A 24,025-nucleotide genomic window follows, 5' to 3' on the forward strand; every position below is an offset into this window, starting at 1 on the left:
ATCTTTTTCCCAGATGACGTACAATTGCTCTGCTGTTTTATCCCCAAAAAAGCGGTACAATATAGAACGTAATGAGAAGCCGACAAGTCTGGCAGGTGATAATAGATGAAAGCCTTAGTTGAATTTTGCGCGAGTAACGTTTCTTCCTATACAAAATCCGTCATGGAATCATTGGAAAATGATCCCGAGCTGGATGTGGATGTACTGGAATACGGCTGCCTTGGCTATTGCGGCGAATGCTACATGCTCCCCTTTGCCCTGGTGAACGGGGATCTGGTGCAGGCGGAGACCGCCGAGGAGCTGCTGGATAAAATCAAAGCGAAGCTCAAGGCAGACGAGGAAGAGCTGGGGGACTTTCCCTTTTGAGCAAGCGGCAGGGGAAATGGGGCATCGTTTGATTTTTGGCGTATCGCAAAGGGGCTGTTCTCTCGCAGATGATGAGGGGAGAGCCCTTGTTCCTTTTGTGGGAATTCTTTCTATTATGATACGGTTACTCATTGCCTATGCTCGCCTCAACGGCCCCTCCGCGAAAAAACAGCCTGGTAAACGGCAGATGGTGACGAGCATCCGTGAAGAAGCAAAAAAGCCGAACGACATGCGAATAAAAAGACAGGACACCCGGGTAAGGCGTCCTGTCTGCAAAGATATAGGCGATTTTAGTGTTCCTTAACAACATTGTAGAAGGTGTCGCGTTCCAAAGCGCGTTTGCCTGCGCCTTTGATCAGCCAGACCAGTTCGTCTACGGTCAGAGCCTGCTGGGTCAGAGCGCCCGCCGAGTGGCTGATCCGCTCTTCGATCAGCGTACCGTGGACATCGGACATCCCCATGGTCAGGGAGATCTGCGTCAACTGCGTGCCGATGTTGATGAAATACGCCTTGATGTGCGGGAAATTGTCCAGCATCAGACGGCTGATGGCCATCGTTTTCAGATCGTCGATAGCAGAGTTGCGCCGCTTGATGCCTGCCGTCGCCTTGATCGGCTGCACGGCGAGCGGAATGAATACCATAAAGCCCTGGGTCTCATCCTGCAGTTCGCGCAGGCGCAGCATGTGAATGACACGCTCTTCCAGCGTCTCGATGGAGCCGTACAGCATCGTGGAGTGCGTCTTCATTCCCATTAGATGGGCGGTGCGGTGCACCTGGAGATACATATCCGTGGTCGCCTTGTCCGGGCTCATTTTCAGGCGGTAGCGCTCTGTCAGGATTTCGGCGCCGCCGCCGGTCAAGCTCTCGACCCCCGCTTTTCTCAGCTCAATCAGCACTTCCTCGATGGACAAGCCGGCGATCCGGGAAAAGAATTCAATCTCCGCGCCGGTGTATGCCTTCATCGTGACTTGCGGATACGCTTTTTTCAGGATGCGGATATTGTTCAGATAGTAGTCAAACGGCATGTGCTGGTTATGTCCGCCGACGATGTGGAACTCCCGGATGCCTTCATGGTAGCGCGTCTCAACATAATGAAGCAGTTCCTCTTCGTTCATGGTGTAAGCGCCGTCTTCGCCCAGATCCCGGCGGAAGCCGCAGAATTTGCAGTGCGCTTCACAGACGTTGGTCGGATTGATGTACATGTTTTGAATGAAGTACACATTGTCGCCGTTGATCCGTTGATTGACCAGGTTGGCCAGCTGGCCGATCGTCAGCAGGTCGTTGGAGTTGAACAGCGTGACGCCATCCTCCAGCGTAAGACGCTCTCCGTTCATGACCTTTTTGGCAATGCCCTCCAGATTCTTGTCTTGAATGATCAGGGTATCGAGTGCCATACCAAAACACTTCCCTTCCACAGTAAGTAACGTTGCCATTCTCTGTCGTTTTTTTGTCTGATTGTGCCTATCGACATAAGTGCAACGAAGGCTTGGCCTGCGCCAAAAGGCTTGGTGCCGCCAAGTTTTCTGATGTTGTTTTCGCAAAGGTAGCCATTGTCCGAACAGTGACGTCAAAAAGTGACAACGAGCCTAGTCCATGTATCATTGATGGCGTGAATGCGTTCGGATCGGTGAAGACAAAAGCATCTATATTATAAACCTCTTCCGATAGTCGAACAATATGAGAAGTTTTGTGAGAAACATGTATTGTCATGTAGGACCAAATGTAATAAACTTACAAAGGTCGGCAAAAATCCAGACATTTCTTGGGTAATTCAGGAAAATTTGTTTGCGTATTTGTACTGTTTCTTGTAAAATAAAGGTACGAAAGCCTTACTACTTTCTAGGAGGAGCTTCAGCAATGCGGGACATTTTGCTTGAGAAGATTGAACTCCTTCGACAGCGTATGGTTAGTATGGGGTTAGAGTTTGGGTTAGATCATCCAGAGGTTCTGGAATACAGTAAACAAATTGATCAACTTCACAACGAACTGAACCAATTGGATCATAATCTGTCCAAGGCAGGGAAGAAAAAGCAGGCTTATTGTTTTTACTTTATGGATAATAAGGCTTATTTTGCATAGGAGGGGCGACCCTCTTTTTTTGCTGTCTTCCTCTGTCTGCATAATCAGGCACGTCAAAGTGCAGCGCAGTCTTGAGAGCGGAGCCGTTTCTTAGGTATACTGAAAGAAGAACGCCGCATCCTAGTACAAAACGGCTGACAAGGAGGGAAACGAATGATTACCATATCCGAGCAAGCCGCCCTGAAGGTAAAAGAAATGCTGGCGGCGGAAAACAACCCGAACCTGTTTTTGCGTGTGGGTGTCCGTCCCGGAGGCTGCAGCGGCTTCACCTACGGCATGGGATGGGACCAAGAGATCAAAGAAGGGGACGAAACCTTCGAGCAGAACGGAATCAAGATTGTTGTCGATAAAGACAGCTACCCATATATCAAAGGCACCGAGATCGATTTCAAGGAATCCCTGATGGGCGGAGGCTTCTCCATCCAAAATCCGAACGCGGTGGCAAGCTGCGGCTGCGGGGCGTCCTTCAAGACGGCGCTGGCCGAGGGCAAAGCGGAAAAGTGTGACGACTAACGGCAAGAAACCCCTGAGGTGAATGATGCGTTGACCAAACGCACGGATCGCCAAAGGGGTTTTTTTCCGTTTGTCTTCTCTCTTTTTCCCCTTGCGCTTTCCGAGAAAGAGAGTAAAATAAGAACAAACGTTCCTATCGGAGGGTGCAAGAATGGCCAAAAACATCGAAGATTTTTCGGAGCGGATGCAATCTCTCTATCCCCCGCAGACCGCGGCAATCCCCGAAACAGACGAGGCGCCTGCGGAGACGGCGTGGATCGCCCGACCTGTGGTGGAGGAGGATGATTTCGGCGAGATGTGTTTTCGCGTGTACGACTCGACACAGTACGATTACGCCATTACGGTCTCCTGGTTTTCGGAAAAAGAGGGCGGACGGGGCGTGGTGGAAACGGCCTGGGGAGTCGTTCGCAATATCGATCCGAACCAGCGGAAATTCAAGCTGGTGAACGACTGGGAAGCGCGATGGATTGCCGTCGAAGATCTGGTCCGCGTGGTAAAGACAAAAAGCGGCAGCTGCTGACTGCTGAATGCGGGGAGACATCCCGAATGGTCGCCGGAGCAGCTAAGGCCACGCAGAGCCCCCCAAGATCGCCCCAAAAACCCCAAGCGAGTTCATGGCTCCTTGGGGTTTTTCGTCGGGCAGGGAGGGTAGGCTGCTGCGGAGTGTATCCGGGCGGGCAAAGCTATGTCCGGACAGGCGAAACTGGATCGGGGCAGGCGAAACTGCATCCGGGCAGACAAAGCTACGATGACGGGTCGATGCTTCGCAAATACTCCCGCACAGCCTGATCGACATCCCGGCTCTCGACCAGCTCCGCGCCATCCTCTGTCACGCGATACGTCCAATAGCTGGGGATCGAGCGCTCGCCGCCTGCTGCGTCCTTGACCGTCCAGTTGCGCTCGAAGGTAACCAAATAGCTGTCGCGGGTCGCCAGCTTTACTTTTGTCCGCAGCGATGTGGCCGCGTTCGTTTTAGGCAGATCGGGGATGGGGGCGTCGATGGCTTCATCTGTCTTCGCCGGGAAGCCGGGCTGCTTGGCCAGCGCCAGGTCGATGGCTTCCTGAACCGTAAATTCCTTGTCGCGGTACAGCTCCTCGAAAGAAGGCTCGCCGCCCTGCAGGCCCCAGATGAGGAAAAAGCGGCCGTCATAGTTTTTCGTCAGTCCCATGTTAAAGTAGGGGCTCCAGGCGGTGCTGGTGCCAGCCTCGATGCCTTCTTCCCGAGGCGTCCCGAACGCAGGTGCGTAAAAGGCCTCCAGGCGCTCTTTCTCCTGCGTGATCCCGGCCTCGTCGGTGCTCTCGATCTGATAGCGCGCGGCGTACAGAAAGCCGTGTTGAAAATGGAGCGAGAGCTCGGCCTGATCGTCTCCCAGAGTGACCGGCATGGTGGCTTGATGCAAACCGGCTTCTCCCAGGCCATCCAGTCCGCCCTGGGGCCCCAGCTCGCCCAGCTCGGGGAAGAGCGCTTTCGCTTCGGCGTACGTCATGCCCAGCGAAAACACCTGATACAGCGCCAGCTTGTCGGCTTCCGTCTGCCACGCGATTCGCTGAGGGGGGACGTCAGGGAGCTGAACAGTCTCGTGGGGAGTAAGCGCCCGGAGTGGAGCAGGGCTCGGAGGAGTATCTACCTGGTTTGGATCCGCCTGTGGCAGGGAGAGCGGTTGTACCAAAAGAAACCAAGCGCAGGCGGCCGCGATGCCAGCGAAGGCCCAGCCCCGGGCAGAACTTCTCCTGGGTCTCTTTTGCGCGGCGTGGGCCGCCAGGACGCGCTGCTCCAGCACGGCGGCTTCCTCCGGCGTGAGCTTGAGCGTTTGACGGACCAGTTCTTTACGTTGTTTTAGCTGTTGCTCCAGGATATCCAATCCTGATCTCCTCCTTTCAACGATTGTCGCAGCTTTTCCAATCCGCGCATCAGCCTGACGCGCACCGTCGATTCCTTTACCCCCAGCAGCACGGCAATCTCCGGGGTTTTTACCTCTTCAAAATAATAGAGAACGATGACTTCCCTGTACTTGGTGGAGAGGGCCATGACATTTTTCAGCAGTTCGTCGTTTTGGAACTGCTTCATGACCTGATGCTCGATCGAGTCTGAGGCGTCTTTCTCAAAAAAGGTAGAGGTGAGCATCAGTTTGCGGTGATTCCATGATTTCAGGTAATCTTTGGCGGTATTGATGGCAATCCGGTACAGCCAGGTCTCCGGGCGGGCTTCATGGCGGAAGGTATCCATTTTCTGAAAGGCTTTGACGAATACTTCCTGCGTCAAATCTTCCGCGGTGGCCCTGTTTTTGACATAGTAATAGGTGGTCCGAAAGACCAGGCCATGGTATTCGGCCATCCACTCCTTCATGATGTGCTCACTCTTTTTGGACAGCGGCTCTAAGGGGATCACCTCCTCTATCTCTGTTGATTTGACGAGGGCAGCGGCGCGAATGCTACAGAAAAAAAGGCAGCCAACTCTTTCCTCTTTCTAATTTCTTCCAAAGTTCACCAATCGTTCGTCGGTTCGTCAAACTTCGTTCACAGCTTACCAGATTCTGGGCGCCTCTTTTCGATACAATGAAAGTGTAAACGTTGCAATCAATGCATGAAAGAAGGGTGCCTTATGAAAAAAACGTGGGGTTTACTGATTTCGGCTGTAGCTATCTCTGCGATGCTGGCAGGCTGCGGAGCAGACAAAAAAGAAACAGCGGCAGGAGGCGGCGAGCAGGCTCCGGCGGCCAGCGGCGAGCAGGCTGCGGCAAGCGCTGACAATACGATCAATATCGAAGCCAGTAACTGGAAGTTCAACCAGGATACCTTTGAGGTAAAAGCGGGCGAGCCCATTACGATCAACTTCAAGTCTACAGAAGGCTACCACGGAATTGGCATTGAAGGTCTCGATGTCGATATTCAAAATGAGGGCAGCAAAACCATTACCGTGGACAAAGCAGGAGAGTACAAGATTTTCTGCAACGTCCTGTGTGGACCTGACCACGGCAAAATGATCGCGACGCTTGTCGTAAAATAACGGAACATCAGAAAATGGAATAAAAGGAAAAAAACAAGCACTTCGGCTGTGTTCGGCCGGGGTGTTTTTTTATGTATAGTGAAAATATGAAGGTCAAAATGAATTTTTGAATGGAATATTCATCCAAATTCCGTTCTGGACTGCCAAGCCGATTTTAAAAAAGAGTACCCCTAGCAAAAAAAAACGCGTGACAGAACGTTCACAGATAAATATAATCAAAACAGAAACTATTTTCACAATTCGGAAATGTATAGTTATGCACCGAATTGCTTGGTTTAATCACTTGAACAGCTGGAAGGGGGGCACACATCGAAGTGATTGAAGTAAAAAAATTAGTCAAGTCGTTTGGTTCATTGACAGTCTTAAAAGGCGTCGACCTGACTGTCGCTGAAAAAGAAGTAGTCGTGCTGCTGGGTGCCAGCGGTTCCGGAAAAAGCACGCTGCTGCGGTGTCTGAACTTTTTGGAGACGCTTGATTCGGGAGAAATCCGCATCGATGGACAGGTGATCGATCCGAAGAAAACGGACCTGAACAAATTTCGGGCGGAAGTAGGCATGGTGTTCCAGCATTTTAACCTGTTTCCGCACAAGACGGCACTGGAAAATGTGATCGAGGCGCCGATCTTTGTGAAAAAGGTTCCCCCCAGCCAAGCGAGAGAAGAAGGGTACGCCCTGCTGGAAAAGGTGGGCATGAAGGATAAGGCTGACGTCTATCCGGACATGCTGTCGGGCGGACAGAAGCAGCGGGTGGCGATCGCACGGGCATTGGCGATGAAGCCGCGAATCATGCTGTTTGACGAACCGACCTCGGCGCTGGACCCGGAGCTGGTTGGCGAAGTGCTGCAGGTGATGAAGCAGCTGGCGAAGGAAGGCATGACGATGGTGGTGGTCACGCACGAGATGGGCTTTGCGCGTGAAGTGGCCGACCGGGCGGTCTTCATGGACGGCGGCGTCATTCTGGAGCAAGGACAGCCTTCCGAATTTTTCACCAATCCGCGGCATGAGCGGACCCGACAGTTTTTGCAGAGTATTTTGTAAACCAAAAAAGGGGGCTTTCACATGATGAAAAGAAAATGGACAATGGCACTCCTCTCTACCCTGCTGCTGGGCTCGCTGGCACTGTCTGCCTGTGGTTCCTCTACTTCCTCTCAACCCAGCGGAGATGCAGGCAAGGAAGGCGCCAAGCAAGACTTTACTTATGCGATGAGCGGTGTTTACAAGCCGTTTAACTTTAAAGAAAACGGAGAGCTGATGGGCTTCGACGTGGAGATCGGAAAGGCCTTGGCCGAAAAAATGGGGATGAACCCTGTGCCGATCACCAACCCGTTTGAGACGATCATTCAGGGATTGCAGGCGAAAAAATACGATACGGTCATCGGCAGCTTGACGATTACTCCTGAGCGGGAAAAAGCGGTAGCGTTTTCAAATGTCTACTATCGCTCCGGCGCCCAGATCTTCGTCGCCGCTGACAACGACACGATCAAATCAGCCGAAGATCTGAAAGGCAAAAAAATCGGCGTGCAAAAAGCATCCAGCTATGAGCAACAGGCGCTGAAACTGACCGACAAGAGCAATATCACGACGTTTGACAGCGACGTTACGGCGCTGATGGATATTTCCACCGGCCGCCTGGATGCCGTGATCACCGACCAGATGGTAGGCTTCCGCTACATGAAGGAAGTGCCGGGCAAAATCAAGGATGTCGGCGAGCCGCTCAGCAAGGACAACCAGGCCATCGCCTTGCGCAAAGATGACAAGGAATTGTTGGAAAAGGTAAACAAGGCCCTGGATGAGATCATCAAAGACGGTACCTACCAGAAAATCAGTGAAAAATGGTTTGGACGCGACATTTTGGGAAGTGAATAACCTTTCCGTACCAGCCGGGCGTCTTTAGCGGACGCCTCTATTTTTTAAACCGGGGTGAACCAATATGTTTGACATCCTTTTGTCCACCTATCCTATGTTTTTGGAAGCCACTTATTTGACTCTCCGGCTGACGTTGATTTCGCTTTTGATGGGATGCGGTGTGGGTCTTGTTTTCGCCTTTTTTCGCATCTCCAATTCCAAGCTGTTGCAATCCATCGCTCATGTGTACATCACGATCATCCGGGGAACGCCGCTGATCGTTCAAATCGCCGTACTCTACTTCGGACTGTCGGGAGCGATTACGCTTTCCTCCTTCTGGGCGGGAGCCATCGCACTGGCCGTTCACAACGGCGCCTATATTTCGGAGATTTTCCGCGGAGCCATCCAGTCGATTGACCGCGGCCAGATGGAGGCTGCCAAGTCGCTGGGGATGCCGACGCCGCTTGCGATGCGCCGGATCATCCTGCCGCAAGCCTTCAGACGTGCCATTCCACCGCTTGGCAACCAGTTTATCATCGGGCTGAAAGACTCTTCCCTGGTCGCCTATGTCGGCATGCAGGATTTGTGGGGAACCGCGCTGAGCGAAGCTGCCTCCAACTACCGGCAGCTGGACACTTACGCGGTAGTGGGTCTCTACTACCTGGTGCTGGTTCTGATCTTCACGTACGTGGTCAATCGTCTGGAAAAGCGCCTGAACACCAGTTTGGGACGCAGAAAGAAGCAAAGTCAGGCCGATGCTTCCCAAGCGGCCTAAGGAACGGGAGTAATGACAAATGGTACAGTCAATCGACAGGGCAATGGAGATCATATCGGTATTGGTCTCTGACGAAACAAAAACGGATTGGTCTATCTCGGAGCTGTCCCAAGCCACCTCCCTACCGCTCAGTACCTTGCATCGCATTTTGGGTTCGCTGATCTCGCATGGACTGACCAGCCAGGACCCGGTAACCAAGCACTACCGGATCGGCCACACCTGGATCACCATCGGGATGCGGCTGCTGGACAAGATCGATTTTCGCTACGTCGCGAAGCCTGTCATGGAACGCCTCGCTCGAGAGGTAGAGGAAAGCATCTGCCTGAACATTCCGAGCGGGCTGGAGGGCTTGTTGATCGATAAGGTGGAAAGTCCGCTCAAGCTGCGCGTCGCGGAAGATCTGGGAGATCGGATACCGCTGACGGTGGGCGCTCCCAATAAAGCCATGCTGGCATTTATGCCGAAGATGGAGGTAGAGCGGATCGTCGAGCAGCTTGTTCCTGCGGAGCAGAGAGCCGATTTCTTCAAGCAGCTCAGTGCGATTAAGGAAAAGGGCTATGCAATCAGCTATAGTGAGCGCACAGAAGGGACGACGGCGATCGGCGCACCGGTACTCGGGCGCAATCGCAAGGTAGTGGGGGCTCTGTCGATCAATGCGGTTGCCTTCCGCATCACGGAGGACAGGATGCCGACACTGATCGCAAAAGTTCGGGAGGCGGCGGAGGAAATCTCGCTGCTGATCGGGAATAACTGATAGGTGGAGGCCCCCGGCCGCCTATTTTTTGCCCTGTTGATAGAAAATGATTCCACAATACGGAAAGACGAGGGAGTCCGCAATGATGAAAGCAGAAAAATGGCAAACAAAAGAGCAATTGATCGAGCTGCTCGCGAAACTGGTGAGCTATCCATCCGTGACAGGTTCTCCGGCCGAAGTGGAGTTGGCGCGGGCTCTCGTGGAAGAGATCCGGACGCTCCCGTATTTTCAGGCCCATCCCGATCTCGTGCAGCTTCACCCGACAGGGGACGGACGCTATTTTGTGACGGCCCTGGCCAAAAAGGCAGAGCCGGTTGCGCCTACGGTAGTCCTGGTCAGCCATTTTGACGTTGTGGATGTTCAGGATTTTGGCGAGTGGAAGCCGCTTGCTTTCGATGTAAAAGGATTGACCGAGGCGTACAGGCAGAATCAGCAGAAGCTGCCGCAGCAGGTGCAGGACGACCTCGCCAAAGGAGAGTGGCTGTTCGGCCGCGGCTCGATGGACATGAAAGCGGGACTTGTCTTGCAGATGTCGATGCTGGAGCGTGCCTGCGCGGGCGAATTTGAGGGGAATGTCCTGCTCCTGGCCGTGCCGGATGAAGAGGTGAATTCACTCGGAATGCGGGCGGCGGTACCCGCCTTGCTGCAGCTGTCCCGGGAGCACGGACTCGACTATCACGCCTGCCTCAACTGCGAGCCGGTCTTTTCCGCCTACCCCGGCGATGAGAGTACGTACGTCTACAGCGGATCGCTCGGCAAGGTGCTTCCCGGCTTCTACTGCTACGGCAAGGAAACGCATGTCGGCGAGCCATTTTCCGGGCTCAATGCCAACGTGATGGCTTCCCGCATCGCTTGCGAGCTGGAATTGAATACGGACTTTTGCGAGGTGGTCGAAGGAGAAGTGACGCCGCCGCCGACCAGCCTGCAGCAAAAGGATTTGAAAAAGGAATACTCGGTGCAGATTCCGGATCGGGCGGTGGCCTTGTTCAATCTGTTCTTGATGGAAAAATCGATCGCCGAGGTGACGAGCGAGCTTCGTCAGCTGGCCGAGCAGGCAGCGAGAAAAATCGAGCAGGATTACGCCGCGCGGGCCGCTGTGTTCGCCGGGATGAACCAGTCCGAGCCGACCTCCATGAGCGTCCGGGTGCTGCATTTTGAGGAGATGCTCGCTTATGTGACAGACAAGCTCGGGAAAGAGCGCGTGGACCGGATCCAGGAGCAGGTGATGGCGGAGCGGGAAGGGATGGACGACCGGGAAGTGACGATTCGTCTGATCGACGAACTGGGCCTCTTGTGCAAGGAACTGGCGCCGATGATCGTGCTCTTTTACGCGCCGCCGTACTACCCGCCGGTCAGCTCGCGCCGTCATCCGCGAATTACAGGCGTCATCGCAGAGGTGATCGATCGCGCCGCCGCCAAGCATCAGCTGGAATTGAAGCATCAGCATTACTTCCAGGGACTCTCTGACCTCAGCTATACGGGGCTGCCGCAAGACGATCAGGCCGTCCAGCCGCTGGTGGAAAATATGCCGCTGTGGGAAAAAGGCTATTCGCTGCCGATCCGGGAGCTGGTGGAGCTGAATATGCCGGTGATGAACCTGGGGCCGTTTGGCAAAGACGCTCACAAATGGACAGAGCGTCTGGATGTTCAGAGTGCATTTGATACGATGACGGATCTGGTGCCGTTTGCCATCGAGAAACTGCTCGAAAAGAAAAGCTAAGAAGCCGGCCGGTTGCGAGGAGCCGCCGGTTAAAAATCCACCCTATTGCCGGGTGGATTTTTTTTCGTGTACATGTTTTTCCTTTTCATGGCGCATGGTAAATAGGAGAAAGCTGGAGAAAGGAGGGATGTGCGTCCGTGGAAAAGCAACGGTACTACATCACCCTGCAACGCGGCACGACCGTCGCCGAGATCCGTGACGTGAGAGGGGGGGCGAATGCCAGTTACGATTTTGAAATCGAAGCCACTCCGGTAGAAGCGGGCATGTTGCGGGATCTGTTCGAACACTGCAAGCACGGCGATTACATGATGTGGATGCACGGGCACTTCCTGTGGACGGATCTGCCTGACAGAGACAACGACGAGTACGATGACAACCTGCGGGAAGTCTACCGGATGATCTACCGCTGCAGCACTCCCAAGACGAAGCACGACCTCGAGCAGATGGGTCTGGTTCGCGCACTTGGACTGGATCAACATGACTTGCAGCCGCCCCAGGGCCGTGCAGGAGGCCCGCTGGAGCCCGCCGCACAGGTAAAGGAGGACGATGCCAAGCTGGATGGTCCCCTGGAGGATACGATGGAATTGTAAGCGAGCTTTGATGCTATCAGAATGAAGGGGGGAACATACCATGAAACGATGGAGCCAAAGTCTCTTTGCGGCCGTTCTGGCGCTCGGACTGTCGCTGCCGACAGGGGTGCTGGCGACAGAAGCGGAGCCGGAGGTGCCGGTATCGGAGGCCAAGTCTCACCACGAGCAGATGGGGCATCACAAAGGATATGCCTATCACTGTAAAAGCGTCCACAAGCGGATGTACTTGACCTTGCTGGCGGAGAAATACACGCCGGAGAGCGCAGAAGAGTGGAAAGCGGCACTGGACGAGAGAAAACGCCTGAAGGAAGCCTTCAAAGCGCAAAAAGATAAAATGAAAGCCGACCCGGCCAAGAAAAAGGAAGCAAAGGAGTCGATGCGGGCTTTCAAAGAAAAGTACAAAGAGAACCATCGGGAGTTCCACGCCGCGATCGAATCGGGCGACGAGGCCAAAATCAAGGCCGTTTTGCCGAAGCTTTTGGCTGAAGTAAAGGAAACCAACGCATACCTCGCCAGGAAGCTGGGCGAAAAGCGGTAAGCTGAAAAAACGATAGGTGAACGGAAAAGGACGAGTCCGCAGGGGATCGTCCTTCTTTTTTGGTCAGAGGGGCATCAGCGAATGCCATCGTACTCGTACAGCGTGACTTCATCCCATTCCTCCACGGCCAGGATATGCTCCTGCCTGCAGCGGGGGCACCAGCCGAGATGAAGGCAGTGGTGGTGCAGCGCATCCTGTACGCCGTTGGTCAGTTTGGCATCGTCAATCTCCCGGTAGGGGCTGTAATCGCCGTAGTAATCATAGAGTCGGCCGCTGTCGTCCAGAGGCTCGGAACAGAGCGGACACTCCTCGTGAAGCGAGAGAAATCCGTTGCATACAGGACAGAGATGATCCATCTGGCGATCGCTCCTTTTCCGTGTCCGGTTCTCTCCCTACTTTGCACCAGGGGGGCAGCCCTTATTCATCCGCCAAAACCGAAAACGCCCTGCCGCCGAAATGGGCTGACAGGACGCTCGTGTGCGTAGATCTATGCTGAAGTTCTGCAGGAAGAGAATTTACGATTTGAAATTTTCCATGCTGGAAGAGTGGCCAGGCTGCAGCTTGGCATCCGGGTTGATGTAGCCCATCGCGTTGTTGACCGCTGTGGGGGCCTCGCCAAAACCGACGGCGATCAGCTTGACTTTGCCCGGGTATGTAGTGACGTCTCCAGCGGCATAGATGCCGGGAATGTTGGATTCCATCTTGGAGTTGACCACGATCGAGCCTTTGTCCAGCTCCAATCCCCAGTTTTTGATAGGGCCGAGCGAGGAGATGAAGCCGAAGTTGACGATCACGGCGTCTACTTCCAGTTCGGTTTCTTCTTTTGTCGATGCGTTAAGCAGCGTCAGGCGTTCGATTTGCTCATCGCCATGCAGGGCTGCGATTTCGTAGGGTGTCATGACATTTACTTTGGAGGACATGAGCATTTCAACGCTGTGCTCGTGTGCACGGAATTTATCGCGGCGGTGAATCAATGTGACTTGCTTGGCGATCGGCTCCAGCATGAGCGACCAGTCTACGGCCGAGTCGCCTCCGCCGATGACGGCGACACGCTGGCCTTTGAAGGAGTTCAGATCGGTGACGAAGTAATGCAGGTTTGCCTTTTCGTATTTGACGGCGTCTGGATGCTCTAGTTTCCGCGGTTCGAATGCGCCCACCCCGGCGGTGATAATCACAGCGCGCGAGTAGTGGATGCCTTTGTCCGTGGTAATTTCGAATACGTTGTCCGCTTGCTTTTCGACATTTTGCACCTTTTCTTCGAGGCAGACAGTGGGATTGAAACGAGATAATTGCTCTTTTAAATTATGAATGAGATCTTGCGCCAATATCTTCGGAAACCCAGCCACATCGTAGATATATTTCTCCGGATATAGGGCAGAAAGCTGGCCGCCGAGCTGGGGCATGCTTTCAATAATTTTTACGCTTGCCTGACGCATTCCGCCGTAAAACGCTGTAAACAGTCCAGCGGGTCCTCCACCGATAATTGTGATGTCGTACACATGCTCGTCCTTTTGCAGAAAATTCAATCTCAGCACCTCCGAAATATTCTGAACGCATCCTTTCCTATTATACCCATTGTTGAAAACGAAAAAAAGGTGGGAAAAGAACAGTTGGTGGGCAAATATGGCTTGCAAAATTTGTCGATACCTTTTAAGATGATTTTGAATGTAAAAAAATTGACACATTTTTTTATCCCGTTGGTTGTGCCATTTTTCACAGATGCACGCATAGGATGTGACATGGCAATAATTCCGTTTATACAACTCCATTCAAAAAGGGAATCTTAAGCGTAACCACTCACGTGAAATTTCGCACAAACTCAAATGGGATGACTATCATTCATGAAATGGAAGGGATATCCATGAGCACACCCAAAATCCTCATCCTCGGCGCCGGGTACGGGGGGCTTTTGACCACGCTGCAGCTGCAGAAAAAGCTCAACTACAACGAAGCAGAGATCACCCTGGTCAACAAGCACAACTATCATTACATCACCACCTGGCTGCATGAGCCTGCGGCGGGAACCGCACCGGCCGATCATGCCCGAGTCGGTCTGGATCAGATCATCGACATGAACAAAATCAACTTCGTAAAGGACACGGTTCAGTCCATTCAGCCGGAGGAGCGCACCGTTACCCTGGAGAGCGGCGACGTTCTGAGCTACGACTACCTGGTCATCGGACTGGGCAGCGATCCGGAGACATTCGGTATCGAAGGCCTGAAAGAATACGCTTTCAGCATCCGCAGCATCAACGCTGTTCGGCAAATTCGCGAGCATATCGAATATATGTTTGCCAAATATAAAAATGAACCGCATCGCACGGACTACCTCACCTTTGTGGTAGGGGGAGCAGGCTTTACCGGCATCGAGTTCAGCGGCGAGCTGGCTGACCGCGTGCCTGAGCTGTGCGAGGAGTTCGACGTGGATCCAAGCCTGGTGAAAATCTACAACATCGAAGCGGCGCCAACGGCTCTGCCCGGCTTCGATCCTGAGCTGGTCTCCTACGCAGTCGATGTCCTGACCAAAAAAGGCGTCGAATTCCTGATCGGTACGGCGATCAAGCAGTGCACCCCGGATGGCGTCCTGCTTGCCGACGGTCAAGAGATCAAATCGAAGACGGTCGTCTGGGCCGCTGGTGTACGCGGCAACAGCATCGTCGAAAAATCCGGCTTCGAAGTCATGCGCGGCCGTGTGAAGGTAGACGAGTACCTGCGTGCTCCCGGCTATGACAATGTATTCGTCGTCGGCGACTGCGCCCTGATCTTCAACGACGAAGGTCGTCCGTACCCGCCAACCGCGCAAATCGCCGTACAAGAGGGCGAAGCGCTGGGTGACAATCTGGCTGCTCTCATTCGCGGCGAAGTGATGATGCCGTTCAAACCGGCTCTCCAAGGATCGCTGGCTTCTCTCGGAAGAGGCGAAGGCATCGGAATGGTCGGCAGCAAAAAACTGTTCGGAACTTCGGCGGCACTGATGAAAAAAGCGAGCGACCTGCGCTATCTGTACAAAATCGGCGGCGTCGGCCTCGCGCTGAAAAAAGTGCGCCTGTAAAGAGGAGCTGTCTATGCGCCACGCCAGTATCCAGGTCAGAGGATTGATGACACGCGAAGAGATGGAGCGCTACAATGCCCTGATGGAGGTAGGCGCTTATCTGGAAGAACAGGGACGCCACGATCTGGCTCATCATGTTCAGCGTGAGGTAGATATTCTCATCCTGCCGGCCATTGATCGGCTGAAGGAAAAAGGCCGCGAACGCGACAGGGAGAATCTGCGCTACATGATTGACAATGGTCTCTTGGATGAGGACGATGATGATTGAGAGCAAGCCCCCGGCTCAAGCAGTCGGGGGTTTTTGTTTTGGGTATTCATTAGCAGAGGGCGCAAGCCCTTTTGTTTTGCTTTGCTCCGAAGTATTTCTTTACCAATGTTGCCACAGCGAGAAGAAGCATATTTCCCTGCTGTGCTCCGGGTTCCGCCTTACGAGGAAGCTAAACTGTCCGCTCCGTGACGATTCGCGGGGGAGACGCAAAAGCAGCCTATGCTCTGAGGTCAACCCAGGTTGCGCTCCTTATTCCCGCGAATCGCCACTCCGCTAAGCAGGGCTCCACAGTCGCGGCGCAGGAAAATATGCTTCTTCATGGAGCCGAGGTTAACAGGTTTGAGAGCATCGCATGGAAGCGCAAGGACAAGCACCCAAACGCATCCTGTGCAATCAAAAAGAGAGGCAACCATGAACTGACCGAGGAGCCATGCTACCGTTACCGCTGAGCCACGATTGCCGAACCAAACTGCTTACAAGCAAACCGCTGTACTTTGACCACTCTCCACTCCCCGAGCAACAGCAAACCAGCCCAAAGCTCGCAGAAGAAGCATGTTTCCCTGCGGCGCGACTGTGGAGCCCGGCTCAGCGGAGCGGCAGATGGCGGGAAAAAGGGGCGCAACCCTGAACCTGCTGCGCAGCTACTTTTGCGCACCCCCGCCAGCTTTCGCGGAGCGAACAGTGCTGGCTACCATGGGGGCGGAGCCCGGAGCAAAGCAGGGAAACATGCTTCTTCACACCGCGGCCGCGTTCCAAGGACAGGCTCACCTACGCACGGCCGCATGCGCTATACTGGAAAAAGAAGGAGGGGGCAGCATGAAACGAAGCAATGTATGGCTGGGCGCCTGCGGAATCGTAATCCGCGGGGAGGAAGCCCTGGTCGTGAAAAAAGCATATGGCGGCCTCAAGGGGCAATGGTCCTTTCCCGCCGGTTTTGTAGAGCCGGGGGAGACCGTGGATGCGGCCGCCGTCAGAGAGGTCCAGGAAGAAACGGGGGTGCAGGCGGTCGTCAGGCAGCTTGCCGCCGTCCGCTCCGGTGTGATTCGCGAGACCATCAGCGACAACATGGTGGTCTTCTGGATGGATTACCTCAGCGGAGAGCCGCGTCCGCAGGAGGGAGAGATCGAGACCGCCGCCTTTTTGCCGATTGAGCAGCTGATCCAGGATCCCCTCTCCTCGACGTACCTGAAAATTATTCTGCCGCAGTACCGGGAGCGGGAGCAGGGCTTGATTGGTCGTGACTATCCAATCGACCCGGTGTTTCAATACACCGCTTATAAAGTCTTCTCGAAATCCTGAGCATCGGGGAGATAACATGCATTGTTGCCGCTTACATAGCGGTTTTTTTCTATTTTTCCTCTCTTTTTCCGGATTGAACGAGAGTTTCCGTTTCTGTTATAGTGAGATACATCCGAAAAATCAGAATAATGAAACAATGAAAACCCGGAAACCCGGCAACGGTGAAAGGAGCGATCAACATGAGAAAAGAACAAGAAGCCTGCACGTACTGCAAAGGACAAGGCTATTTTCAACTGCTGCTGGGAGGCACGGAAGACTGTCCGGGATGCGAGGGCTCAGGCGCCCATACGGAGGAGCCAACGGCAGCGGGAAAACGATCGTAAACGAATGGAGGAGCCGATGGCAGTCGGCTTCTTTTTTTGGTCCCCGCCCCTCAACCGCCGGGACGCAATGGATGCTCCAGGCAGCGATGACCTCGCCTCAACCTCCACGAAAGCCCAGTTTTCCAATTGACCTGTGCACCTGATTCCGCTACACTTAATAGCGAAACAGGGCACAGGCTCGAAGCCTGTCCCGCTATTCGCCTTAAAGAAGCAGGAGGTCTGACCGCGTATGAGCTTGCTGCAGTTTGTCGTATCCGTTGTCTTGTTTGCAGTGCTGGGATTTGGCATCGGCTTCATTATAAACATGATTTTGCGAACCACCTGGATGCCCGTCATTCTCGTCTGCGGCGTGGTCGTCGGCGCACTGATCTATAAAGGAATTGTTCCAGGTCTCTGGGATGCCATCATTCTCGGCTTCGGGATGGCCGGAGCTGTAGCCAGCGGATGGACCATCCAGACACTGCGGAAAAAAGGATACCGGATGTTTTAAGCGGAAACTGCCCTTCAAGTGAGATCTTGAGGGCAGTTTTTTCTTGAGAAAAGCCCTTGTCTCCCGGCCTTGCGCACCGTAGAATACGGAGTTTTGCAAAGGGTGGAAGATCGGTAACGAACCAGAATATTTCAGCTTCTGGTTGAATTTGTGTATAGTTTCCTCCTCTCGTGGACAAGACTAGTAGCGAGAGGAGGTATTTTACAAAAATGAATGCCAAGCGAATGATTTGCATCGTGATGCTTTGCGCGTTTGCCTTGACCAGCTTTGCCAGTGACAGTTTCGGATACAATGCCATCGGTGATCGCTCTGTCCAAAACACGTACGGAATCAGGGAATCCCGGGAAGGACAGCATATGGTAAAGAGGCGGGCCGTCTCCACCAGCTCGTTCAGCCCGGTCATCGACAAAGCGGAGGCCGTGCTGGAGCAATACCCCAAAGTCCGCGTTGTCGCAACCGGGTACTACGCCGGATATGAATCAACCGGGAAACATCCGACACATCCATCCTACGGGATTACATATTCCGGCGTAAAGGTTCGCCGTGACGAGTATTCTACGATCGCAGCCGATCTCCGCGTATTCCCTTTGGGTACGGTGTTGTACATCCCGGGCTACGGCTACGGCGTTGTGGCAGACAAAGGCGGCGCCATCCGCGGCAACAAGATCGACCTGTACTTTGAGACCAAGCAGGATGTCTACAAGCTCTGGGGCAAAAAGTCGGTTGATGTGTATGTCGTCCGCCGCGGTGACGGCAAAGTGACCGAAGCGATGATGAACAGGCTGAATGAAAAGGGAATCGCAGCGATGTCCGATCAGGTACATTAGCGCAAAAAGCCAATGGAAAGCAGGAAAAAGAGGTTGAAAAAAGGATTTGCCAAAGTTGCTGTTGCAGCTGGGCAAATCCTTTTTTTCGTCTGATGGGTTATGCGATGGTGGCGGGCAGCTTCCCTTCCAGCTCCGGGTGGATCAGGAGGACCAGCTGTCGCAGTCCGTCCAGAATCCGGGGAGAGGGGCGGCAGTACAGGCCCTCTTCCAGAAGATGCACCTGCCCCCTTTGGATCGCGGTCATCTCAGACCACTCCGGACGATCCGTAATCATCGAGGTTTTGATGCGTTTCAATTCGATTCCGCACCAGACGACGCAGATATGGTCGGGATCGCGCTCCCGCACCATCTCTCTTGTCGCTTTTACATTGGCGACGGGGTAATCGGCAAATACATTGGTCGCCCCGGCAAGCTCGCTGACGTCGGTCAGCCAGTTTTCTCTCCCTGGCGTGTAGATGGGATTGGGCCACCATTCCCAGTACAGCTTGGGGCGATGTCCGGCGGATTGCGCCACTTGTTTGATGGTTTCGGTTTTTTCGGCAAAATGAAGAGCGAGCTGCTCCGCCTGCTGTCTGCTGTCAGTCGCTTCCCCAACCAGGCGGATGTCTCGCGGAATATCGGAGAGCCGCTGGGGATCGAGGACGATATGGGGAAGGGAGCGGGCTTTGAGCGCTTCCACGTTTTTCTCCATGCCCGGTACGCTGAGCGACGCGACCACCAAATCGGGCTGGAGCGCCTCCACCCGGTCCATGTCAATCGTCAGATCCGGTCCGACGCGGGGCAGATGCTGCCATTCGGAGGGCCAGTCAGAGTGGTCATCGAGTCCGACCACCTGATCGCCGAGCCCCAGGTAATAGAGGATCTCCGTGTTGCTAGGACAGATCGACACAATGCGCATGAGCACTACCCCTCCCTATATGTCCGGTGTGAACCGCTGGATTCTGATCCGGTCTTTTATATGTAGAAGAGTCTGTACATGACCAGGGCGATCATAACCCCCAGCCAGCCGCCGATCAACACTTCGATGGGCTGGTGACCGAGCAGTTCCTTCAGTTTTTTCGCCTTTGCCTCATTCGGACGCACCTTGAAGGTCTTCATCCCTTCCAACAGGTGGTTGAATTCATCGACCAGCTTGTTGAGCACCACGGCCTGCATCCCGGCGTGACGGCGTACGCCTGCGGCATCAAACATTACGATGACGCCGATGATCGCGGAGATGGCAAACATGCTGCTGCTGAAGCCTTCGCGAATGCCGACAGCAGTCGAGAGCGCGGTGACGGCCGAGGAGTGAGAGCTGGGCATGCCGCCCGTACTGAACATCAGGGACCACTGCCATGAGCGGGTGGCGATGTACGTCAGCGGGATTTTGACAAACTGGGCAATTCCTATGGCAATCAAAGCTGCCCATAAGGGAAAATTGTCATATAACGCTGCCATAGAAAAATCCATTCCTTTCTGCAAAACAGGTATTGAGTTTATTGTAACAGAAGGGGGCTAACCTCATCCGTGAAGATTTCGTCAGGATTTCGAGACGAGCCAATCTGTGTTACCATGATGAGAAGGTATAAAATATGGAGGCAACGCCGATGAGTTACCCCGCGCAGTATCTCCGGTTTATCGAACTCTTCAACCAAAAGGAGTACTACGAGTGCCACGATTTGCTGGAGGAAATCTGGATGGAGGACAAATCCAACAAGTTTCTCCAGGGACTTTTGCAGATGGCAGTCGGCTTGTATCATTTTTCAGGCGGAAACATCAAAGGGGCGCGCTGGATGTTTGGCAACAGCAAAAAATATCTCGCTCCCTATGCTCCCTGCCACTGGGATCTCGATGTGGATACGGTGCTCGCCTATCTGGATGACTGCCTGGCAGCCCTCCCCGAGGCGGATGCCATCCCGTACACGGATGCAAAAAAGATGCCGTTTCCCACCTTGCGCCTAAGACTGGATCCTGCCGATTGCGAAGGGGCAAATCGCTCATAATTGTATCCTATCACAGAGAAAGAAGGAAGAGTATATGAACGTAACGGTAGAAAAACGTACAGAATGGAACAGCATGGCCTGTGACGAGCTGGTCATTCCGCTCTGGAGGGGAGAAGAGATCGCCGAAGTTTATCCGGAGCTGAATCAGCTCTTTGACGGCGCGCTGGCCGCGATGCAAAAGGAAAAGGAAATCAGCGGGGACGCCAAAGCCCTCACCGTCCTGCACACCATGGGCAAACTGTCCGCCAAAAAATTGCTCATCACGGGAATGGGGAAGCCGGAATCCTCTGATTTCCGGTCCGCGCGATCTGCCTTCGCCCGCGCAGCCAAATCCGCCGCGGCGAAAGGGAAGGAAAAAGTGGTCGCCGTCGATCTGCGGTCCCAGGGCGGACTTGTGCTGGAGCGTTTGGCGCATGCGGCCGCGGAAGCCTTTGGCCTGGCTACCTACCATTATGAAGGCTATCGCTCCAAGCCAAAAAGGGAATCGGAGCCGATCGCGACGGTCCAGCTGCTGGTCGAAAGCGACGAAGAGGCGGCCGCTGCCATGATCGGCGTGATGCGCGGCGAAGCGTTCGCCCAGGGGACCAATCTCGCCCGCACACTGGTCAATGAGCCGGGCAACTACATGACGCCGGCCGCCTTGAAGGATGCGGTCGTATCCGTGGCGAAGAGATACGGGATGGAGTATGAAGTGCTGGCGCAAGATAAGCTGGAGGAACTGGGGATGGGCGGCGTGCTGTCCGTGGCTCAGGGAAGCGCCCAAGAACCATATGTCGTCGTGGTCAAATACCAGGGCAAGGAAAAATGGGAAGACGCCATCGGCCTGATCGGAAAAGGAGTAACCTTTGATACGGGGGGCATCTCGATCAAGCCGGTAGCAGGCATGGAGGACATGAAGTCCGATATGGGCGGTGCCGCCGCCATGATCGGGGCGCTGGAGACGCTGGGTCAGCTGAAGCCAAAGGCAAACGTCCTCACCGTGATCGGCTGTGTGGAAAACATGCCGTCGGGAACAGCCTACAAGCCGGGTGACGTCATCACGACGATGAGCGGGAAAACGGTGGAGATCATCACGACAGACGCCGAGGGCAGACTGGTTCTGGCAGACTGCATCACGTATGCGAGGTCGCAAGGCGTCTCCTGTCTGGTCGACGCCGCGACGCTCACGGGGGGAATTGTCGTCGCACTCGGCACAATCTGCTCCGGGGTCATGACCAACAACGACGGATTGGTCGGCGACATCCTCAGCGCTGCCGGCCAGGCTGGCGAGCGACTCTGGCAATTGCCGACGTTCGAGGAATACCGCGAGCTGAACAAGAGCCGCTTTGCCGACCTGAAGAACTCGGGCGGGCGCTACGGCCACGGCATCATCGGCGGAGTTTTCCTACAGGAGTTCGCGGAGGATACGCCGTGGGCCCATCTGGATATTGCCGGTACGGCGTACGCCGCCAGCGCGGGGGAATTGCATCCCTCGGGTGCCACAGGTGTAATGGTGCGCACGATCGCCCAGTTTGTTCTGAATCGCAGCGAGGGATAGTCGCCCATTACCTATTTTTTCGAGAAGCGAGGAGGTCCTTATTATGTTTCACAATCCAAGTGACGAGCAGCGCCGTGAACTTTTGCAGGAAGCCAAGACAATCGCCGTCGTCGGGCTGTCCAACAAGCCAGACCGCACCAGCTATATGGTGTCCGCGGCGATGCAAAATGTCGGCTACAAGATTATTCCGGTCAATCCGATGATCGCGGGCGAGACTGTGCTCGGCGAGAAGGTCGTCGCCTCCCTCACCGACATCGAGGAGGCGGTGGACATCGTCAATGTATTCCGCCGCAGTGAAGACATTCCGCCCGTCGCCGAAGAGACCTTGAAGATGAAACAAAAGCCGAAAGCCTTCTGGCTCCAGCAGGGCATCGCCAATGAACAGGCAGCCGAGCAGGTGTCCGCCGAAGGAATCCAGGTGATTATGGACCTGTGCATCAAGGTGGATCATGCTTTGCTGCGCATAGGAAAGAAATAGGGTTTGCGATGGGGAATACAGACCGCCTGGTCGGCTTCGGCTGCGAGGGCGGGCTTTTCTCATCCCGAGCAGAAAAGGGAGTTCGACGCTCCATGACGAATTCCTTAGAGTAGTAAGCGGCTTTATGACGAAATCCGATGAAGGGGCGTGTGGAGATGTTGCTTCAAACGGTTTTTCAGGAAGCGGAAGAGGCGTATCGCAAACGAACAGAAAGGTCGCGAGAAGCTCACGCAGCTGCGCAAAAAGTAATGCCCGGGGGCGATACGCGGACGATTGCCTTTTTCAAGCCGTACCCGTTGACCGTCAGCCGGGGAAGCGGACCGAGAATCTACGATGCAGACGGCTGTGAATATTTGGACTTTTTAAACAATTACACCGCGATGATTCACGGTCACGCCCATCCCTTTATTTTGGAAAAGGTGCAAGCGGCGATCACTCTGGGAACCGGCTATGCGGCAGCCATCGCCGAGCAGAGAGAGCTGGCCGAAATCCTCTGCGGCCGCATCCCCGGGATGGATCAGGTGCGCTTTTGCAATTCCGGGACGGAAGCGACGATGTTTGCCCTGCGTGCAGCCAGAGCGTATACGGGAAGGCCTGCCGTCATCAAGATGGAGGGGGGCTATCACGGCACGCATGATGCCGTCGAGTTTTCCATCGCGCCGGGCGCGGAGCGGGACAGCCGTCAGCCGGGCTGGACGCCGATCCCCGATACCAAAGGAGTGCCGGAGAGTGTCGCCCGCGACGTCTATGTGGCTCCTTTCAATGACCCCGCCGCAGTCGAAGAGATTTTGCGGCAGAAGGGGGAAGAGGTGGCAGCCATTCTGGTGGAGCCGGTGATGGGCGTAGCCGGTGTCATCCCGCCGCTGCCCGGCTATCTGGCCGAGCTCCGGCGCCTGGCTGACCAGTACGGCGTGCTTCTGGTATTTGACGAAGTGCAGACCTTGCGGCTCGATCTCGGAGGGGCGCAGCGCAAATTCGGCGTCACCCCGGATTTGACGGCCATCGGCAAGATCATCGGCGGCGGTTTTCCGGTAGGGGCTTTTGGCGGACGGGCGGAGATCATGGCCCAGTTTGATCCGAATCAATCGGGCTGTCTGTCGCAAAGCGGCACATTTAACGGAAACCGGGCCACCATGGCTGCGGGGATTGCTTCGATGACGCTGCTGGATGAGCGCGCCATCGCGCGTCTGGATCTATTGGGAGAGCGGCTGGAGGCGGGCATGCGGGCCGCGATCGGGCGGTATGCCGTCCCGGCTTCGGTCAACCGGATCGGCTCGATGCTCAACCTGCATTTTACCGAGCGGCCCCCTGTCGATTATGCCAGCACGCACAGCCCGTACAAAGAGCTGTCCAAGCTGGTTCATCTGGAGCTGTTGAATCGGGGCGTATTTACCGCGCCGCGCGGCATGTGGAACCTCTCCACCGTGATGGAGGAGACGGATATCGATCAGGCTGTCGATGCGTTTGCCGACGTGATGGCGAAAGTCTCACGCCACCTGTAAGGACGCGCGGCATTCCGCACTTCCTCTCTCGGCCGGGGTTCCCTCCCTGTGGCGATCATGGTAGGATATAGCTGAACCGTA

29 protein-coding genes are annotated in these 24,025 nt (G+C 54.7%); 22 read left to right on the top strand and 7 right to left on the bottom strand.

Going from position 1 to position 24,025, the window contains the following annotated elements; all coding sequences use genetic code 11:
- The first annotated feature begins 105 nt into the window (after positions 1–105).
- Positions 106–366 carry a DUF1450 domain-containing protein gene (locus tag JD108_RS05050; RefSeq protein WP_198828826.1) on the top strand — a complete coding sequence of 87 codons (261 nt, stop codon included), beginning with the start codon at positions 106–108 and terminating at the stop codon, positions 364–366.
- 290 nt (positions 367–656) lie between these two features.
- On the opposite strand, the gene mqnE is transcribed toward JD108_RS05050, so the two are convergent.
- The gene (mqnE, locus tag JD108_RS05055; RefSeq protein WP_198828827.1) at positions 657–1,760 is read right to left on the bottom strand and encodes an aminofutalosine synthase MqnE; all 1,104 of its coding nucleotides are present in this window, start codon (positions 1,758–1,760) and stop codon (positions 657–659) included.
- 463 nt (positions 1,761–2,223) lie between these two features.
- Here mqnE and JD108_RS05060 point away from each other — a divergent pair, with 463 nt between their 5' ends.
- From JD108_RS05060 to JD108_RS05070, 3 genes are all read left to right on the top strand, one after another.
- Entirely contained in the window at positions 2,224–2,445 is a 222-nt protein-coding gene (locus JD108_RS05060) for an aspartyl-phosphate phosphatase Spo0E family protein (RefSeq protein WP_198828828.1), read from the top strand.
- Between the two features lie 153 nt (positions 2,446–2,598).
- Positions 2,599–2,958: an iron-sulfur cluster insertion protein ErpA gene (gene erpA, locus JD108_RS05065; protein ID WP_198828829.1), complete on the top strand. Its 360-nt coding sequence runs from the start codon at positions 2,599–2,601 to the stop codon at positions 2,956–2,958.
- Positions 2,959–3,109: 151 nt separating this feature from the next.
- On the top strand, positions 3,110–3,478 hold the full coding sequence (locus JD108_RS05070) for a hypothetical protein (RefSeq protein WP_198828830.1): 369 nt from the start codon (positions 3,110–3,112) through the stop codon (positions 3,476–3,478).
- A gap of 223 nt (positions 3,479–3,701) precedes the next feature.
- Here JD108_RS05070 and JD108_RS05075 read toward each other — a convergent pair whose 3' ends face one another.
- Together JD108_RS05075 and JD108_RS05080 are read right to left on the bottom strand one after the other, a co-directional pair.
- Positions 3,702–4,820: a hypothetical protein gene (locus tag JD108_RS05075; protein WP_198828831.1), complete on the bottom strand. Its 1,119-nt coding sequence runs from the start codon at positions 4,818–4,820 to the stop codon at positions 3,702–3,704.
- Positions 4,796–5,305, bottom strand: coding sequence for a sigma-70 family RNA polymerase sigma factor (locus tag JD108_RS05080; protein ID WP_228728314.1), 510 nt, complete (start codon positions 5,303–5,305; stop codon positions 4,796–4,798). Before JD108_RS05080 ends, JD108_RS05075 begins: the two co-directional genes overlap by 25 nt.
- Positions 5,306–5,560: 255 nt before the next feature.
- Between JD108_RS05080 and JD108_RS05085 the strand changes: the two genes are divergently transcribed.
- The 8 genes from JD108_RS05085 (at position 5,561) to JD108_RS05120 (ending at position 12,186) form a co-directional block, all read left to right on the top strand.
- Positions 5,561–5,965: a cupredoxin domain-containing protein gene (locus tag JD108_RS05085; RefSeq protein ID WP_198828832.1), complete on the top strand. Its 405-nt coding sequence runs from the start codon at positions 5,561–5,563 to the stop codon at positions 5,963–5,965.
- 314 nt (positions 5,966–6,279) lie between these two features.
- Positions 6,280–7,002 (top strand): amino acid ABC transporter ATP-binding protein, encoded by a 723-nt coding sequence (locus tag JD108_RS05090; protein WP_198828833.1) that lies wholly within the window; start codon positions 6,280–6,282, stop codon positions 7,000–7,002.
- Positions 7,003–7,026: 24 nt separating this feature from the next.
- A complete protein-coding gene (locus tag JD108_RS05095; protein ID WP_407649421.1) occupies positions 7,027–7,830 on the top strand; it encodes an ABC transporter substrate-binding protein in 804 nt (267 codons plus the stop codon).
- Positions 7,831–7,894: 64 nt separating this feature from the next.
- Positions 7,895–8,584 (top strand): amino acid ABC transporter permease, encoded by a 690-nt coding sequence (locus tag JD108_RS05100; RefSeq protein WP_198828834.1) that lies wholly within the window; start codon positions 7,895–7,897, stop codon positions 8,582–8,584.
- A gap of 19 nt (positions 8,585–8,603) precedes the next feature.
- Positions 8,604–9,338 (top strand): IclR family transcriptional regulator, encoded by a 735-nt coding sequence (locus JD108_RS05105; RefSeq protein ID WP_198828835.1) that lies wholly within the window; start codon positions 8,604–8,606, stop codon positions 9,336–9,338.
- Between the two features lie 82 nt (positions 9,339–9,420).
- On the top strand, positions 9,421–11,058 hold the full coding sequence (locus JD108_RS05110) for a M20/M25/M40 family metallo-hydrolase (protein ID WP_198828836.1): 1,638 nt from the start codon (positions 9,421–9,423) through the stop codon (positions 11,056–11,058).
- Positions 11,059–11,195: 137 nt separating this feature from the next.
- Entirely contained in the window at positions 11,196–11,648 is a 453-nt protein-coding gene (locus JD108_RS05115) for a hypothetical protein (protein ID WP_228728316.1), read from the top strand.
- Positions 11,649–11,688: 40 nt separating this feature from the next.
- Positions 11,689–12,186 carry a hypothetical protein gene (locus tag JD108_RS05120; RefSeq protein ID WP_198828837.1) on the top strand — a complete coding sequence of 166 codons (498 nt, stop codon included), beginning with the start codon at positions 11,689–11,691 and terminating at the stop codon, positions 12,184–12,186.
- Between the two features lie 74 nt (positions 12,187–12,260).
- Here the strand turns inward: JD108_RS05120 and JD108_RS05125 are convergent, their stop codons facing one another.
- Entirely contained in the window at positions 12,261–12,542 is a 282-nt protein-coding gene (locus tag JD108_RS05125; RefSeq protein WP_198828838.1) for a hypothetical protein, read from the bottom strand.
- A gap of 159 nt (positions 12,543–12,701) precedes the next feature.
- A complete protein-coding gene (locus JD108_RS05130) occupies positions 12,702–13,712 on the bottom strand; it encodes an NAD(P)/FAD-dependent oxidoreductase (RefSeq protein ID WP_198828839.1) in 1,011 nt (336 codons plus the stop codon).
- Positions 13,713–14,047: 335 nt separating this feature from the next.
- Here JD108_RS05130 and JD108_RS05135 point away from each other — a divergent pair, with 335 nt between their 5' ends.
- The 6 genes from JD108_RS05135 to JD108_RS05160 all read left to right on the top strand — a co-directional run bounded on the left by JD108_RS05135 (position 14,048) and on the right by JD108_RS05160 (position 18,445).
- The gene (locus tag JD108_RS05135; RefSeq protein WP_198828840.1) at positions 14,048–15,238 is read left to right on the top strand and encodes an NAD(P)/FAD-dependent oxidoreductase; all 1,191 of its coding nucleotides are present in this window, start codon (positions 14,048–14,050) and stop codon (positions 15,236–15,238) included.
- 13 nt (positions 15,239–15,251) lie between these two features.
- Positions 15,252–15,506: a hypothetical protein gene (locus JD108_RS05140; RefSeq protein WP_198828841.1), complete on the top strand. Its 255-nt coding sequence runs from the start codon at positions 15,252–15,254 to the stop codon at positions 15,504–15,506.
- A gap of 816 nt (positions 15,507–16,322) precedes the next feature.
- Complete coding sequence (locus tag JD108_RS05145; protein WP_198828842.1) at positions 16,323–16,805, top strand: NUDIX domain-containing protein; 483 nt, start codon at positions 16,323–16,325, stop codon at positions 16,803–16,805.
- Between the two features lie 179 nt (positions 16,806–16,984).
- Positions 16,985–17,128: a YuiA family protein gene (locus JD108_RS05150; protein WP_198828843.1), complete on the top strand. Its 144-nt coding sequence runs from the start codon at positions 16,985–16,987 to the stop codon at positions 17,126–17,128.
- Between the two features lie 229 nt (positions 17,129–17,357).
- Entirely contained in the window at positions 17,358–17,618 is a 261-nt protein-coding gene (locus tag JD108_RS05155; RefSeq protein WP_198828844.1) for a YuiB family protein, read from the top strand.
- A gap of 209 nt (positions 17,619–17,827) precedes the next feature.
- Positions 17,828–18,445: a 3D domain-containing protein gene (locus JD108_RS05160; protein WP_198828845.1), complete on the top strand. Its 618-nt coding sequence runs from the start codon at positions 17,828–17,830 to the stop codon at positions 18,443–18,445.
- Positions 18,446–18,542: 97 nt separating this feature from the next.
- Here the strand turns inward: JD108_RS05160 and JD108_RS05165 are convergent, their stop codons facing one another.
- A complete protein-coding gene (locus tag JD108_RS05165) occupies positions 18,543–19,343 on the bottom strand; it encodes a cobalamin-binding protein (RefSeq protein WP_198828846.1) in 801 nt (266 codons plus the stop codon).
- A 56-nt stretch (positions 19,344–19,399) separates the two neighbouring features.
- Positions 19,400–19,882, bottom strand: coding sequence for a divergent PAP2 family protein (locus JD108_RS05170; RefSeq protein ID WP_198828847.1), 483 nt, complete (start codon positions 19,880–19,882; stop codon positions 19,400–19,402).
- Between the two features lie 149 nt (positions 19,883–20,031).
- Between JD108_RS05170 and JD108_RS05175 the strand changes: the two genes are divergently transcribed.
- The 4 genes from JD108_RS05175 to JD108_RS05190 all read left to right on the top strand — a co-directional run bounded on the left by JD108_RS05175 (position 20,032) and on the right by JD108_RS05190 (position 23,944).
- Positions 20,032–20,427, top strand: coding sequence for a DUF309 domain-containing protein (locus JD108_RS05175; RefSeq protein WP_198828848.1), 396 nt, complete (start codon positions 20,032–20,034; stop codon positions 20,425–20,427).
- Positions 20,428–20,461: 34 nt separating this feature from the next.
- On the top strand, positions 20,462–21,964 hold the full coding sequence (locus JD108_RS05180; protein ID WP_198828849.1) for a leucyl aminopeptidase: 1,503 nt from the start codon (positions 20,462–20,464) through the stop codon (positions 21,962–21,964).
- 43 nt (positions 21,965–22,007) lie between these two features.
- Positions 22,008–22,442 (top strand): CoA-binding protein, encoded by a 435-nt coding sequence (locus tag JD108_RS05185; RefSeq protein WP_198828850.1) that lies wholly within the window; start codon positions 22,008–22,010, stop codon positions 22,440–22,442.
- 155 nt (positions 22,443–22,597) lie between these two features.
- Entirely contained in the window at positions 22,598–23,944 is a 1,347-nt protein-coding gene (locus tag JD108_RS05190; RefSeq protein WP_198828851.1) for an aspartate aminotransferase family protein, read from the top strand.
- Positions 23,945–24,025 lie beyond the last annotated feature (81 nt).

Origin of the sequence: Brevibacillus composti (genome assembly GCF_016406105.1) — a bacterium.
GTDB lineage: Bacteria > Bacillota > Bacilli > Brevibacillales > Brevibacillaceae > Brevibacillus > Brevibacillus composti.